Genomic DNA, 13,651 nt, shown 5'->3' with positions numbered 1-13,651 from the left:
CGACACCGTTTCGCAGGCGGTCCCACCACCGTCCGTCGATGCCACAAAGGAGTGCCCGATGGGAACGTACGAGGAAGTCTTCCGCGCCAGTACCGAGGATCCGGAGAGCTTCTGGCTGAAGGCGGCCGAGGGCATCGACTGGGACGTCACTCCGCAGCGTGCCCTGGATTCGTCGGGCGCACCGTTCTACCGCTGGTATCCCGACGGGCGGCTCAACGTCTGTTTCAACGCGCTCGACCGGCACGTCGCAGCCGGCCGTGGCGAACAACCCGCGCTCGTCTACGACTCCCCCGTGACCGACACCCGCCGCACCTACACCTACGCGCAGCTGACGGACGAGGTGGCGGCCTTCGCGGGAGCACTCGCACAGCTCGGCGTGGGGCACGGCGACCGTGTCGTCATCTACATGCCGATGGTCCCCGAGGCCGCCGTCGCGATGCTGGCCTGCGCACGTATCGGCGCGGTCCACTCGGTCGTCTTCGGCGGGTTCGCCCCGCGCGAACTCGCCCTCCGTATCGATGACGCGGCCCCCAAGGTGGTGGTCTCCGCCTCCTGCGGCATCGAGGGCAAGCGCGTCATCGCGTACAAGCCCCTGCTCGACCAGGCGATCGCACTCGCGGCCCACAAGCCGGAGAAGAGCGTGATCCTGCAACGCCCGCAGGAACGTGCCGAGTTGGGCTCAGACGATCTCGACTGGGCCGACCTGGTCGCCACCGCGCCGCCTGCCGACTGCGTTCCCGTCGCCGCCACTGATCCGCTGTACATCCTTTACACCTCCGGAACGACCGGAAAGCCCAAGGGAGTCGTGCGTGACTGCGGCGGCTACGCCGTCGCCCTGCACTGGTCGATGGGCGCCGTCTACGACGTGGGCCCGGGCGAGACGATGTTCACCGGCTCCGACGTCGGCTGGGTCGTCGGCCACTCCTACATCGTCTACGCACCCCTGCTGGCCGGCGCGACGACGGTCCTGTACGAGGGCAAGCCGGTCGGCACGCCGGACGCGGGCCAGTTCTGGCGGGTGGCCGCCGAGTACCGGGTCAAGACCATGTTCACGGCACCCACCGCCTTCCGGGCGATCAGGAAGGAGGACCCGAAGGGGGCGCTCACCGCGGGCTACGACCTCTCCCGCCTGCGCTACCTCTTCCTCGCCGGTGAGCGTCTCGATCCGGAGACGTATCACTGGGCGAGCGCTCTCCTCGACATCCCGGTGATCGACCACTGGTGGCAGACCGAGACCGGCTGGCCCATCGTCGCCAACCCGGCCGGCATCGAAGCCGCCCCCATCAAGCCGGGCTCGCCCAGCCGCCCCCTGCCGGGCTGGGACGTCCGCGTCCTCGACCCCGCGGGCGAGCCGGTGCCCCCGGGCGTCGACGGCGCGATCGTCGTCAGGCTCCCCCTGCCGCCCGGCGCACTCCCCACCCTCTGGAACGACGACAACCGCTACATCGCCTCCTACCTCTCCGCCTACGATGGCTACTACCTCACCGGCGACAGCGGCCACCTCGACGACGACGGCTACGTCTTCGTCATGGGCCGCACCGACGACGTCATCAACGTCGCCGGACACCGACTGTCCACCGGCAGCATGGAGGAAGCCCTGGCCGCCCACCCGGACGTCGCCGAATGCGCCGTCATCGGCGTCGCCGACGAACTCAAGGGACAGGTCCCGCGCGGCCTCGTCGTCCTCAAGGCAGGCAGCGGCCGCGAACCGGGCGAGGTCGAGGCCGAACTCGTCCAGCTCGTACGCGAGCGCATCGGCGCCGTCGCCTCCCTCAAGGACGTCACGGTCGTGGCCGCCCTGCCCAAGACCCGCTCGGGCAAGATCCTGCGCAAGACCATGCGCGGCATCGCCGACGGCCGCGACGAACCCATCCCCTCCACGGTGGACGACCCCGGCGTCATCGAAACCCTGCGCCCGGTCCTCCGCCGAGCCCCCGAGTGACTCGAGGAGACCTGCGAGGACCTGCTCTCCGCCGTGCGTGCCGCCACACATCCTCGGCATCGGCACCCGCGAGCTACCGCCGTACCCGCGGCATCCCCAGACCGATCCACGAGATGATCTCCCGCTGGATCTCGTTGTTGCCCCCGCCGAAGGTGAAGATCACCGCCGAGCGGTAGCCCCGTTCCAGTTCTCCGTGGAGGACCGCGCCCGCCGAACCCTCCTTCAGTGCGCCGGCCGCCGCGACGATCTCCATGAGCCACGCGTAGGCGTCCCGGCGGGCCTCGGAGCCGTAGACCTTGACCGCGGAGGCGTCCTGCGGGGTGAGGGTGCCGTCCTCCGCGGCGCCCACCATCCGCCAGTTCAGGAGCTTGAGCGCGTCGAGGCGGGTGTGGGTCTGGGCGAGGCGGCGGCGCACCCACGGCAGGTCGATGACGCGGCGGCCGTCGGCGAGCTTGGTCTCCATGGCCCAGCGCTGCACGTTCTGCAGGGCGCGGATGGCCATGGTGCCGTGGGCGGCGAGGGTGACCCGCTCGTGGTTGAGCTGGTTGGTGATCAGCCGCCAGCCCTGGTTCTCCTCGCCGACCCGGTGCGTGACGGGGACGCGGACGTTCTCGTAGTAGCTGGCCGTGGTGTCGTGCGAGGCGAGGGTGTTGATGACGGTGCAGGAGTAGCCGGGGTCGGTGGTCGGCATCAGGAGCATGGTGATGCCCTTGTGCGGCGGGGCGTCCGGGTCGGTGCGCACGGCGAGCCAGACCCAGTCGGCGGTGTCGCCGTTGGTGGTCCAGATCTTGTGCCCGTTGACGACGTACTCGTCGCCGTCCCGCACCGCGCGCGTCTTCAGGGAGGCCAGGTCGGTGCCCGCGCCGGGCTCGCTGTAACCGATCGCGAAGTCGATCTCCCCGGACAGGATGCGCGGCAGGAACCAGGACTTCTGCTCCTCGGTGCCGTACCGCATGATCGTCGGCCCGACGGTGTTGAGGGCCATCAGCGGCAGCGGTACGCCGGCCTGGGCGGCCTCGTCGAAGAAGATGAACTGCTCCATGGCGGTCAGGCCGCGGCCGCCGTACTCCTTGGGCCAGCCGACACCGAGCCAGCCGTCCGTTCCGAGGCGCCGGATGGTGTCCCGGTAGAAGCGTTTCTGGGCGTCGCGGTCGGTGAAGCGGGCGTGCGCGTTGTCCGGGACGAGCTCGGCGAAGTAGGTGCGCAGTTCGATGCGCAGCCGCTGCTGCTCGGGTGTGTGGTCGAGATGCACGGCGCCTCCAGGCTCCCCTGAACCGGTCCTGACGGCGCACACCGTAGAACGTGTTCCAGAAATTGGGAACGGCCAGGAGGATTCCGTCGGGCGCGGGGCGAGCGTCCCGTGGGCGGAAGAGGCCTTTTCAGACGAGGGTCGCCATGAAGTCCGTGCACGCCTGGGCGCACTCACGGCACGCCTTGGCCGCGTCCTCGGCGCCGGCATGCCGGTCGAGGACCTGCGCGCACTCCAGGCAGACCGAACGGCACCATTCCAGCTGGACGCGGATGCCGGCCTCGTCGAGATGGTTGTCCTCGGACAGCACACGGCAGGTGGCGTCGCACACCTCGGCGCACATGATGCCCTTGCGTCGCAGTAGTTCCTGCTCCTCGGTCCCGTCCGGATCGACCAGGCTCGCACGCAGCGCACAGGCCCGCGCGCACTCGGTGCACGCCTGGGCGCACGCGAAGCGGTCCTCCAGGAAGCGGAAGAGCTCCTGCTGGGAAGTCGAAGTCGTCACATCGGGCGGGTAGCCGCGGTTTGGGCCGTCAAACCCGGTGTTCTGGGGGTTTCCTCCGTCCGTGGGACGAGTCGGTTCGCCCGGGGTGCCAGGGGTACTCGCGTGCCATGAACCAAGCCCTGAACACCGAATGGATGGACATGGCCGCGGGCCGGGGCGCCCTCGCGGCCGGAGTGATCGCGGCGGGTGTGGTGGTCGTGGCGGTGCTGATCGGCGCCTTCTGGCTGGGCGTCCGCGTCAAGCGCCGCGAGTCGCCGCCGCCCACCCCCGAGGAACAGCCGAGGATGCCGGAGGGCGGGCCGGTCCGTGAGGTCAGGGAGAACCGGGAGCCCGACGAGGTGCCCAGGAGCGACACCCGACTGACCCCGCACGAGCTTCCGGGCCACGGCAACAGTCCGACCCGGACGGGCCCGGCGCGAGAACGGCCTCGCTGGAACGAGGGCGGCAGCGGCTCGTTCGGCAGTGGCGGGCCGGGGCGCGGCTGACATCTCGCACGGCCATGGCGCCCGGCTGACATCTCCACGGCCGTGTCACGGGCCGTGTCGCGCGGTCTGCCTCGCGGTCGTCGAGGCAACAGGTCCGCACCAGCTGGAGACGGCCGCCCGGCTCACTCACTCGCCGAGCCGGGCGGCCGTCTCCAGCAGCACTGCGTGGACGAAGGCCTGCGGGAGGTTGCCGCGCAGCTGGCGCTGGGCGATGTCGAACTCCTCGGCGTACAGGCCGGACGCGCCGCAGGCGCCGCGGTTGCGTTCGAACCAGCGGAACGCCTCGACGGTCCGGCCCTGCTGGTGTTCGGCGAGCGCCATGACGAACCCGCAGAGCAGGAACGCGCCCTCGGCCTCTTCCAGAGGCCGATCGTCGTGGCGGAAGCGGTAGAGGAAGTGGTCCTCGGCCAGTTCGCGACGGCACGCGGCGAGGGTGGCCCGGGTGCGCGGGTCGGCGGCGGGCAGGGCGCCGCGCACGCCGGGCAACAGCAGGGCGGCGTCCACCGACGGGTCGTCGGGGGTGCGCTGCCAGTGGCCGTCCGGGTGGAGGCAGGTCCGCTCAACGGCGTCGAGGAGGGTGTCGGCCAGGGCGGTGCAGGTATCGGCGAGTGGCCGGCGGGGCGCCGCGGCGGCCACGGCCCGTAGACCGGCGACGCAGATGAGCCTGCTGTGGGTCCAGAGCCGGCCACCCAACTCCCAGATACCCGCGTCCGGTTGGCGCCAGCGGTCGGCGATGGCCCGCACGGCGATCTCGACGGCCTGCCAGTGCCCCTCATCGAGACGCCCGTGGCGTTCGGCGGCCGCGAGCAGCAGCAGGGCCTCGCCCAAGCAGTCGAGCTGGAACTGCTCGCCGACCTGGTTGCCGACGCGGTCGAAGCCACCGGGGTAGCCGGGCAGGTCGAGTTCGCGCTGGGCGGGGACCGGGTCACCGTGCACGGTGTAGGCGGGCACCAGGCGGGAGCCGTCCGCGTGCAGGCGGGCGGTGACGAAGCCGACGGCGGCGTCGAGGAGATCGTGGGCTCCTACGGCGGCAGCGGCCTGTCCGGCGTAGCTCTGGTCGCGGATCCACACGTACCGGTAGTCGTAGTTGCGGCCCTCCTCGGCGCGCTCGGGCAGGCTGGTCGTGGCCGCCGCGACCATGCCCCCACCCTGCGTGGTGAGGCCGCGCAGGACGGCGTACGCCCGCCGCGCGTCACCGGGTGCGACGGTGTCGTCGAGCACGGGGACCGCCTCGTGCCAGGCCCCCTCGGTCGCCGCCCAGGCCTGCTCCGGCTTCGGAAGGTCGGCCGGCAGGGGGGACACGGCACACTCCAGGACCAGTTCGTGCCGCTCGCCGGGCTTCAGCTCGATGTCGGCGGTGAGTCCGCTCTCCCCGGCGACGGCCTGTGGGGCGCCCTGCCAGCGCAGTCGGTGGCTGCCGGTGCGCAGCTCCCACACTCCGTCGCCGCTACGGCGGACGGACTCGACCGGTCCTGCGCCGTACCCGCTGTGCGGATCGAGGACCACGGAGAGGCGGGCGGGCCCGTCGACCGCGCGCAGCTGCCGGAGCAGGACGAGCCGGTCCGGGGCGCCGGGGAAGGCCAGCGCCTCGCGGCACTCGACGATGCCGTCGTCGGTGACCCAGCGGCTGCGCCAGATGAGCGTGCCCTCTTCGTAGTAGCCGCCGAAGACGTACCGGCCGGTGGGAGTGACGGCGTACGCGCCCCGCCCCCCGACCAGGTCACTGAAGACGGCCTCGTCGTGCCAGGTGGGCGCACACAACCACCCGATGGCGCCGTCGGGCCCGATGAGCGCCCCGCGCTCTCCGTCGGCCAGCAGCGCGTAGTCGTGCAGCGCATGGGGCGGGAAGGGGGTGCTCATGGCGTACGGGTACCCAGGGGGTGGGGCGGTCAACGGTGGTGGCGGAGGGTGGGGCGGGAGCGAGGTCGGGGGCCGTGAGTCAGGGTCGGGGCCGGGCCGCGGATAGCCGACGCCGCAGCGACCCACACTTCCGTGGATCCGACGGCTCGGTGCTCGTCAGGGCGAGAGTTCGGTTCAGGCGGCCGACCATTCAGGGACGACATCCGCCTCGCCCGACGGATCGAACGTCCAGGACACCGGAACCCAGCCACCCCCCCCTTGTCAGACGACTCGGTCGTCCACGGAACCGGAGCCGAAAGCGACCCATCGGCCCGGCACCCCGCCGACCGCAACCACCCAGGCCAGGCCGCGTCGCGCACCCGGTACACCCGCCACCGGTCGTCGCTCCACACCGGCTCCAGCCGGGCGGGCCCGCTCTTCACCAGCCGCGCCTCGGCCTCCGCGTACCGGTCGGGCGGGCCCGGTGTCCGCAAGGGCCACGGAGCAGCCGGCCCAACGGTCAGGTGCTTGATCACGCCCCCCCCCGCCCGATCACCGCTTCTTCCGAGCGCCAACTGCTGTTCGGATCACAGGCGTTGACCCGCCCCTGGAGCAACAGCAGAATGATCCCGCCACTTTGAGAGCGCTCTCACGACTCGCTCGCATCTCCCGAGGAGACCCATGACCGGCCGCCCCCGCCCACCCCTCAGCCGCCGTACGCTCATCGGGACAGGTCTCGGTGTCGCGGTCCTCACCGCGGCCGGCACCGGCACGGCCCGCGCCGCGCAGCACACCTCCGCGGCCTCCGCGCCCCGTCGCGCGCAGGCGTTCCTCGCCGCCGCCATGGACGCCTACCCGGACCACGGCACGATCCGGCTCACCCAGAGCTACACGGACCAGGCGGGACTGTTCAGCACGGCGTTCACGTACGACAACGCCCTCGCGATCCTGGCCCATCTCGCGTGCCCTGCGGGCACGTCGCGGGCCGTGGCCCTCGGTGACGCGCTGCTGTACGCCCAGGCCCACGACCCCGTGTACGACGACGGCCGACTCCGGCAGGCCTACAACGTAGGGCCGTACACCTTCTATGACGGCTCCCCGCAGCCGGACGGGTTCGTCAAGGCGGACGGCACGGCCAACGTCGGTACGCAGTTCGGCTTCACCGGGACCGCCGTGGGCGACATGGCGTGGGCCGGCATCGCGCTGAGCGCACTCGCCGGGCGCACCGGTGAGCGGCGCTTCCTCAACGGCGCGGTGCGCATCGGCGAGTGGATCGAGCGGGTGGGACGGACCGACGAGCCGCTGGGCGGCTACAAGTTCGGGGTCGACGGGGCCGACGGGAAACTGCCGTTCACCTCGACCGAGCACAACACCGACCTGGTCGGCCTGTTCGGACGGCTCGCCAGGCTGACCGGGGACAAGGTCTGGCGGGAGCGCCGTACGCGGGCCAGAGCCTTCGTCGAGAAGATGTGGGACCCGTCGGGGGGCTTCTTCTACACGGGCACCAACGACGGTGTGACGATCAACAAGTCCCCGATCCCGGAGGACACCCAGACCTGGACCCACCTCGCCCTCGCCTCCCCGGCCCACTCCCGCTCCCTGGACTGGGCCGCTACCCAGCTGGCCGTGCTGGACACGGCCGACCGCCCCAACAGCACGGTCCCCTCCGGTCAGTCCTACGAGGGCGTCACCTTCAGCTCCGCGAGCCTGCTGGCCAACGAGGGTGCCCCCATCGCCGACGGCCAGCCCCGGCCGGACCGCAACGGCGTCTGGTTCGAGGGCACCGCCCACCTCGCCCTCGCCCTGCGCCACCGGGGACACCCCGGCGACGAGAAGCGCGCCCGCCGCCTGCTCGGCTCGATCGAGCGCGCCCAGGACCTCCTCGGCACCTCTCAGACCATCGGCGGCACGGCCCTCCCCGCCCGCACCGGGATCGTCTCGGCGAGCAGCCCGCTCGACACCGGCTTCGGGTTCGGCTACTACCCCTACCGCCACACCGGCGCCACGGCCTGGTACCTCCTGGCCGCGGCCCGCGCCAATCCTCTGCGGGCCTGACTCCCCGCCCGCTCACCACGGAGTCAACCTGCGGCGCGCGTCCTTGAGTTCGGCGTCGCGCCGCTTGCCGTCCCGGCGGAGTTCGCCGGGTGTGGAACGGCGGCACAGTCCAGCAGTTCCTGCTCAACCAACATCCCCTCGATGCCGCTGCGGGGATGCCGACGGCTGCCGTCGGCTGATCGATCGCTCTGCCCTGCGAGGGTCTGCGTGGCGGGCACCCACGTCGGCCGTCGGTCGGCATCGGGGTGAGTGAACTCGCGGGTCGGCGTCCTCCTGCTCAGTCCGACGCGCGCCGCGCATCCCGATGACGGCGATCTTTGCTGCCCCATTGCGCGGACATGACCGGACAACTGCTGATCCATGACCGGACAGCGGCAGACCCGCACGCATGATGGTCGGCGTAGGTAAGGCGTGCCTTCGCTAACCAGCGACGACGGCGGCCGAGGACAACTGTCAGGAAGGGTCGCCGCAGCCATGTGGGACGACGCGTTTCCGAGCTTTCTCATCGGGCTGAGGGAGGGTCTCGAGGCCGGGCTCATCGTCTCCGTTCTCATCGCCACGTTGGTGCGGTCCGGTGCCCGGTCCAGGCTGCCGCAGGTGTGGACGGGCGTCCTGGCGGCGATCTCCCTCGCGCTGAGCTTCGGCGCGGTGCTGACCTTCACCGCCGCCTCCCTGTCCGCGACCGCCCAGGAGGCGTTCGGCGGCGCGCTGAGCGTGGTGGCCGTCGGGTTCGTCACCGCGATGGTGTTCTGGATGCGCCGCTCGGCGCGCACCCTCTCCCGTGAGATCCGGGAGAAGGTCACGGGAGCGCCGGGCAGGGCGAGCCGGCCTGGGCGACCGGCGGCTCGTACCAGGTCATCCGTGTCATCCGGATGCTCGTCGAGTTCTGGGACCGGGTCTCGCTGTCCGAACAGGAGCTGATGTTCGGCCGCCGCAAGGACACCGGCGCTCCGCTCGACGGTGTCAAGGAGACCGACGTCCCGCGCTACGCCAAGGATCCGCACGGCACGGCGATACCCCTGGACGCCCACATCCGCCTCGCCAACCCGCGCACCGGCAGGACCGACAACTCCCGCATTCTGCGCCGGGGTTACAACTACGACCGCGGGATCGACGACGTCGGCAACCTGGACATGGGCCTGGCCTTCTGCTGCTACCAGCAGGACGTACAGCGCCAGTTCGAGGCCACCCAGACCCGCCTGATCGACGAACCCCTCGTCGACTACATCTCCCCGACCGGCGGCGGCTACTTCTTCGCCCTGCCCGGCGTCCGCGACGCCACCGACTGGCTGGGCCGGGAACTCCTCACGACGTGAGGTGCCGGTGCGGACGTGGCACTCGGCTTCGAGCCACGGACTGGCGGACTGACCCGCCGACGGCACCGTCGGCTACTGGCCACACTGGTTCTGAACTGTTAGAACGCAGACGACGAGCCCATCTGCCATCCTGACCCGGAGGAACCCATGAAGATGCTGATCAACGTCCCGGAAACCGTGGTCGCGGACGCTCTGCGCGGTATGGCGGCCGCCCATCCCGAGTTGACCGTGGATGTCGAGAACCGTGTGATCGTACGGCGGGACGCCCCTGTCGCCGGGAAGGTCGCCCTGATCTCCGGTGGCGGCTCGGGGCACGAGCCGCTGCACGGCGGTTTTGTCGGACCCGGCATGTTGTCCGCGGCCTGCCCGGGCGAGGTGTTCACGTCTCCGGTGCCGGACCAGATGGTGCGGGCGGCTGCCGCCGTGGACAGCGGGGCCGGGGTGCTGTTCATCGTGAAGAACTACACGGGCGACGTGCTGAACTTCGACATGGCGGCGGAACTCGCCGAGGACGAGGGCATTCAGGTGGCGAAGGTCCTGGTCAACGATGACGTGGCGGTGACCGACAGCCTCTACACGGCCGGTCGGCGGGGCACCGGCGCCACGCTGTTCGTGGAGAAGATCGCGGGCGCCGCGGCGGAGGAGGGGCAGCCGCTGGAGCGGGTGGAGGCGATCGCCCGGCAGGTCAACGAGAATTCCCGGAGTTTCGGCGTCGCGCTGAGCGCCTGCACCACGCCCGCCAAGGGCAGCCCCACCTTCGATCTGCCGGCCGGCGAGCTGGAGCTGGGGGTCGGCATCCACGGCGAGCCCGGCCGGGAGCGGCGGGCGATGATGACCTCGCGGGAGATCGCCGACTTCTCGGTGCACGCGATCCTGGACGACATGAGCCCGCGCAATCCCGTCCTCGTCCTGGTCAACGGCATGGGAGCCACCCCGCTCCTGGAGCTGTACGGCTTCAACGCCGAGGTGCAGCGGGTGCTCACCGACCGCGGGGTCGCCGTCGCCCGCACCCTGGTCGGCAACTACGTCACCTCGCTCGACATGGCCGGCGCCTCGGTCACCCTGTGCCAGGTGGACGAGGAGCTGCTGCGGCTGTGGGACGCGCCGGTGAAGACACCGGGGCTGCGCTGGGGAGTGTGAGCAAGCGATCAACGTACCGACCACGCAAGGAGATCCAGTGCTCGACGCCGACTTCTTCCGCCGTTGGATGACGGCGACCGCCGCCTCCGTCGACCGCGAGGCGGAACGGCTCACCGCCCTCGACTCCCCGATCGGGGACGCCGATCACGGCAGCAACCTCCAGCGCGGGTTCACCGCGGTGGCCGCGACTCTGGAGAAGGAAGCCCCGGACACCCCGGGAGCGGTCCTCACTCTCGCCGGACGGCAGCTCATCTCGACGGTCGGTGGCGCTTCGGGGCCCCTGTACGGGACCCTGCTGCGACGGACCGGCAAGGCACTCGGCGACGCCGGCGAGGTCGGTGAGGAGCAGCTCGCCGAGGCGCTGCGGGCCGGCGTGGAGGCGGTCATGACGCTGGGCGGGGCCGCGCCGGGCGACAAGACCATGATCGACACGCTGGTGCCGGCCGTCGACGCGCTCGGTACCGGCTTCGCCGCGGCCCGGACGGCCGCCGAGCAGGGGGCCCTGGCCACGACGCCGTTGCAGGCCCGCAAGGGCAGGGCGAGTTATCTCGGCGAGCGCAGCATCGGCCACCAGGACCCGGGCGCGACCTCGGCCGCCCTGCTGATCGCCGCGCTCGCGGAGGCCGCAGGTGAGTGACGGAAAGCTGGTCGGAATCGTGCTGGTGTCGCACAGCGCGGAGGTCGCCGCGTCCGTCGCGGAGCTGGCGAAGGGGCTCGCGGGCGGTGGCGCGGAGGTGCCCGTCGCGGCGGCCGGGGGCACCGAGGGCGGCGGACTCGGTACGAGTGCGGAGCTGATCGCCGGCGCCGCCGCGGCCGTGGACCGGGGAGCCGGGATCGCCGTTCTGGTGGACCTCGGCAGCGCGGTGCTCACGGTCAAGGCGCTGCTGGCGGAGGGCGACGAGCTCCCCGAGGGCACCCGCCTGGTGGACGCTCCGTTCGTCGAGGGGGCGGTGGCCGCGGTCGTCACGGCGGCGACGGGAGCGGACCTCGCGGCGGTGGAGGCGGCCGCCGCGGAGGCGTACAGCTACCGGAAGGTGTGACAGCCCCCGCCGCAGCCCTCTGTCCGGCCCCCTAGCCCCTGTTCGACCCCTCCCGCCGCGACGGCGAGGGCCGAGCGCAGGATCTCCATCAGCTCGGTCTCCGCCGTCGCACGATCGGTGCCCGTGTCGGCGGAGCGCCACGCATGATGCTCGACCGCCGCGCGCAGGGCCGCGCTGAACATGGCCGCCCGGATCGTCGGTTCGAGTCCGTCGGCGGGGAGTCGAGCTCGCGTCGCCAGGGCGCGGGCGAACGCCGGCTCCGCCTCGTCGTACGTCTGGAGCCAGACGGCGCGCAGGCCCGGCTCGGTGCGGGTCGTGCGGAGACGCCGACCGCCTGTCCGATCCGTTCACCGGTGGTGGCCGCCACGCCCTGGGTGACGAACAGCTCCACGGCGACCGTCCCGTGCGTCGGCGCGCTGCGGTCATCAGTTCCTCCGGCTCCGGTGATCACGGTGATGACGCGTCCGTGCTCCACTCGTATGGTGGCGGCAGCGCAGGGCGAAGGGTCCGCGCGGGACCGGGCACTGACCGACGGGAGCACCCCATGGCCGGAGAATTCGAGGGACGCAGCGTCATCGTCACCGGAGCGGGTTCGGGCATTGGGCGCGCGACCGCCCTGGCCTTCGCCGCACGGGGCGCCCGGGTCCTGGTCGCGGACCTGAACGCCGTGGCCGCGGAGACCGTCGTCAAGGAGATCGACGAGGCGGGCGGCACCGCGGTCGCCGTCACCGGCGACCTCAGCGAGCAGACCGTGGTGGACCAGGTGACGCGAACAGCCGTGGAGCGGTTCGGCGGCGTGGACGTCCTGGTGAACAACGCCGGGATCATGGACCGGATGTCGGCGGTCGCGGACGTGAGCGACGCGGAGTGGGAGCGGGTCATACGGGTCAACCTGACCGCGCCCTTCCTGCTCACCCGGGCCGTGCTCCCGCACATGCTGGCCGCGGGGAGGGGCGCGATCGTGAACACGGCCTCCGAGGCGGGCCTGCGCGGCAGCACGGCGGGCGCCGCCTACACGGCCTCGAAGCACGGTGTGGTGGGTCTGACGAAGAACCTCGCGGTGATGTACCGCAAGCAGGGGATCCGCGCGAACGCCGTCGCCCCGGGCGGTACCGCGACCTCCATCGTCGTGGACGTCGACCAGGAGGCCCACGGCCCGGCGGCGCTCGGCCCGCACTTCGTCAATGCCGGCCGCTTGGCCGAGCCGGAGGAGCAGGCCGCCGCGATCGTGTTCCTCGCCTCGGACGCGGCGAGCAACATCAACGGCGTGGTCCTGCCCGTGGACGACGGCTGGTCGGCGGTCTGACGGATTCGCCCCGCGTCATTTCCCCACGAACAGTCTCGCCAGCCGCTCCCCCGTCGCGACGGCGGCGGCATGGTCCTCGATCGGCTTCACCTGCGCGTCCTTGAAGACGATGTAGGTGACGCCGGAGGGCGCTCCGCCGCCGCGCGGATCGGAACGGATCCCGAGGGCCTTCGCGGTGGCGTAGGACGCCTCGCCGATGATGTGGCCCGGGCCCACGTCCCCGACGACGGCGTACTGCACCCGGTCCTCGTACACGACGGCCGCGACCGCGCCGCCGCGCACCCCGTGCTCGCGGTAGTCCCAGATCCCGCTCGCGGCCGGCACCACGATGTACGGCAGGGTTTCGGCGCTCAGGTAGCGGCCGTCGGACTGCTGGTAAGCGGTGGCGTCGGAGAACAGCGGGTCGGTGCGGCGGTTGCAGTGGCTGCCGGGCCGGCCGTCACAGTCGATGTCCATGTCGGCCTTCCAGAAGACGGCCTCCCGGGTGCCGCAGACCCGGATGGTCGCGGCCGTGCCGTCGTCACTGCGATAGCGGCCGCCTGAGACGGGGGCGCACTCCCGCACCCTGGCCAGGAGGTCGGCGGCCCTGACATCACCCTCGCGTCGCACCGCCGACTCCGGCCGGGCGGCGGTGAACTCCGTGGCGGGAGACGTCGTCGGGGCGAGCAGGGCGGCGCTTGCCGCGGCCAGCGTCAGCGACTGGACACGCACGATAGGGGACCCTCTCCTTGGAGGCATCGACGAGCACTCAGCCCAATCTGATGCCGTCTCAGC

12 protein-coding genes and 2 pseudogenes are annotated in these 13,651 nt (G+C 71.8%); 9 read left to right on the top strand and 5 right to left on the bottom strand.

What is annotated here, in order from left to right; all coding sequences use genetic code 11:
- Positions 1–58: 58 nt before the first annotated feature.
- Positions 59–1,942: a propionyl-CoA synthetase gene (locus tag OG841_RS42280; RefSeq protein ID WP_328643457.1), complete on the top strand. Its 1,884-nt coding sequence runs from the start codon at positions 59–61 to the stop codon at positions 1,940–1,942.
- Positions 1,943–2,015: 73 nt separating this feature from the next.
- On the opposite strand, the gene OG841_RS42275 is transcribed toward OG841_RS42280, so the two are convergent.
- Positions 2,016–3,194, bottom strand: coding sequence for an acyl-CoA dehydrogenase family protein (locus OG841_RS42275; protein ID WP_371569677.1), 1,179 nt, complete (start codon positions 3,192–3,194; stop codon positions 2,016–2,018).
- A 127-nt stretch (positions 3,195–3,321) separates the two neighbouring features.
- A complete protein-coding gene (locus OG841_RS42270; protein ID WP_059208767.1) occupies positions 3,322–3,696 on the bottom strand; it encodes a ferredoxin in 375 nt (124 codons plus the stop codon).
- A gap of 107 nt (positions 3,697–3,803) precedes the next feature.
- Here OG841_RS42270 and OG841_RS42265 point away from each other — a divergent pair, with 107 nt between their 5' ends.
- Complete coding sequence (locus OG841_RS42265) at positions 3,804–4,181, top strand: DUF6479 family protein (protein WP_328636526.1); 378 nt, start codon at positions 3,804–3,806, stop codon at positions 4,179–4,181.
- A gap of 126 nt (positions 4,182–4,307) precedes the next feature.
- On the opposite strand, the gene OG841_RS42260 is transcribed toward OG841_RS42265, so the two are convergent.
- Complete coding sequence (locus OG841_RS42260) at positions 4,308–6,041, bottom strand: glycoside hydrolase family 15 protein (RefSeq protein ID WP_365116951.1); 1,734 nt, start codon at positions 6,039–6,041, stop codon at positions 4,308–4,310.
- A 660-nt stretch (positions 6,042–6,701) separates the two neighbouring features.
- Here OG841_RS42260 and OG841_RS42255 point away from each other — a divergent pair.
- The 6 genes and pseudogenes from OG841_RS42255 (at position 6,702) to OG841_RS42230 (ending at position 11,571) form a co-directional block, all read left to right on the top strand.
- Complete coding sequence (locus OG841_RS42255) at positions 6,702–8,075, top strand: Tat pathway signal sequence domain protein (RefSeq protein WP_328636528.1); 1,374 nt, start codon at positions 6,702–6,704, stop codon at positions 8,073–8,075.
- Positions 8,076–8,549: 474 nt separating this feature from the next.
- A pseudogene (locus OG841_RS42250) lies at positions 8,550–8,885 on the top strand (FTR1 family protein); the annotation flags it as partial.
- 2 nt (positions 8,886–8,887) lie between these two features.
- A pseudogene (locus OG841_RS42245) lies at positions 8,888–9,391 on the top strand (Dyp-type peroxidase); the annotation flags it as partial.
- 147 nt (positions 9,392–9,538) lie between these two features.
- On the top strand, positions 9,539–10,531 hold the full coding sequence (dhaK, locus tag OG841_RS42240) for a dihydroxyacetone kinase subunit DhaK (RefSeq protein ID WP_328636529.1): 993 nt from the start codon (positions 9,539–9,541) through the stop codon (positions 10,529–10,531).
- Between the two features lie 37 nt (positions 10,532–10,568).
- Complete coding sequence (gene dhaL / locus OG841_RS42235; RefSeq protein WP_328636530.1) at positions 10,569–11,168, top strand: dihydroxyacetone kinase subunit DhaL; 600 nt, start codon at positions 10,569–10,571, stop codon at positions 11,166–11,168.
- Positions 11,161–11,571 carry a PTS-dependent dihydroxyacetone kinase phosphotransferase subunit DhaM gene (locus tag OG841_RS42230; protein WP_328636531.1) on the top strand — a complete coding sequence of 137 codons (411 nt, stop codon included), beginning with the start codon at positions 11,161–11,163 and terminating at the stop codon, positions 11,569–11,571. The genes dhaL and OG841_RS42230 overlap by 8 nt, the downstream gene beginning before the upstream one ends.
- Here the strand turns inward: OG841_RS42230 and OG841_RS42225 are convergent.
- Positions 11,556–11,867, bottom strand: coding sequence for a hypothetical protein (locus OG841_RS42225; protein WP_328643458.1), 312 nt, complete (start codon positions 11,865–11,867; stop codon positions 11,556–11,558). The genes OG841_RS42230 and OG841_RS42225 overlap by 16 nt on opposite strands.
- Before the next feature lie 248 nt (positions 11,868–12,115).
- On the opposite strand from OG841_RS42225, the gene OG841_RS42220 reads away from it, so the two are divergent.
- Positions 12,116–12,877, top strand: coding sequence for an SDR family NAD(P)-dependent oxidoreductase (locus tag OG841_RS42220; RefSeq protein ID WP_365116943.1), 762 nt, complete (start codon positions 12,116–12,118; stop codon positions 12,875–12,877).
- 15 nt (positions 12,878–12,892) lie between these two features.
- Here the strand turns inward: OG841_RS42220 and OG841_RS42215 are convergent, their stop codons facing one another.
- Entirely contained in the window at positions 12,893–13,588 is a 696-nt protein-coding gene (locus tag OG841_RS42215; RefSeq protein ID WP_328636533.1) for a glycoside hydrolase family 75 protein, read from the bottom strand.
- Positions 13,589–13,651 lie beyond the last annotated feature (63 nt).

The organism is Streptomyces canus (assembly GCF_041435015.1).
GTDB lineage: Bacteria > Actinomycetota > Actinomycetes > Streptomycetales > Streptomycetaceae > Streptomyces > Streptomyces canus_G.
The sequence above is the reverse complement of the archived record's forward strand: the minus strand, read 5'-3'. Positions and strand labels throughout refer to the sequence as shown.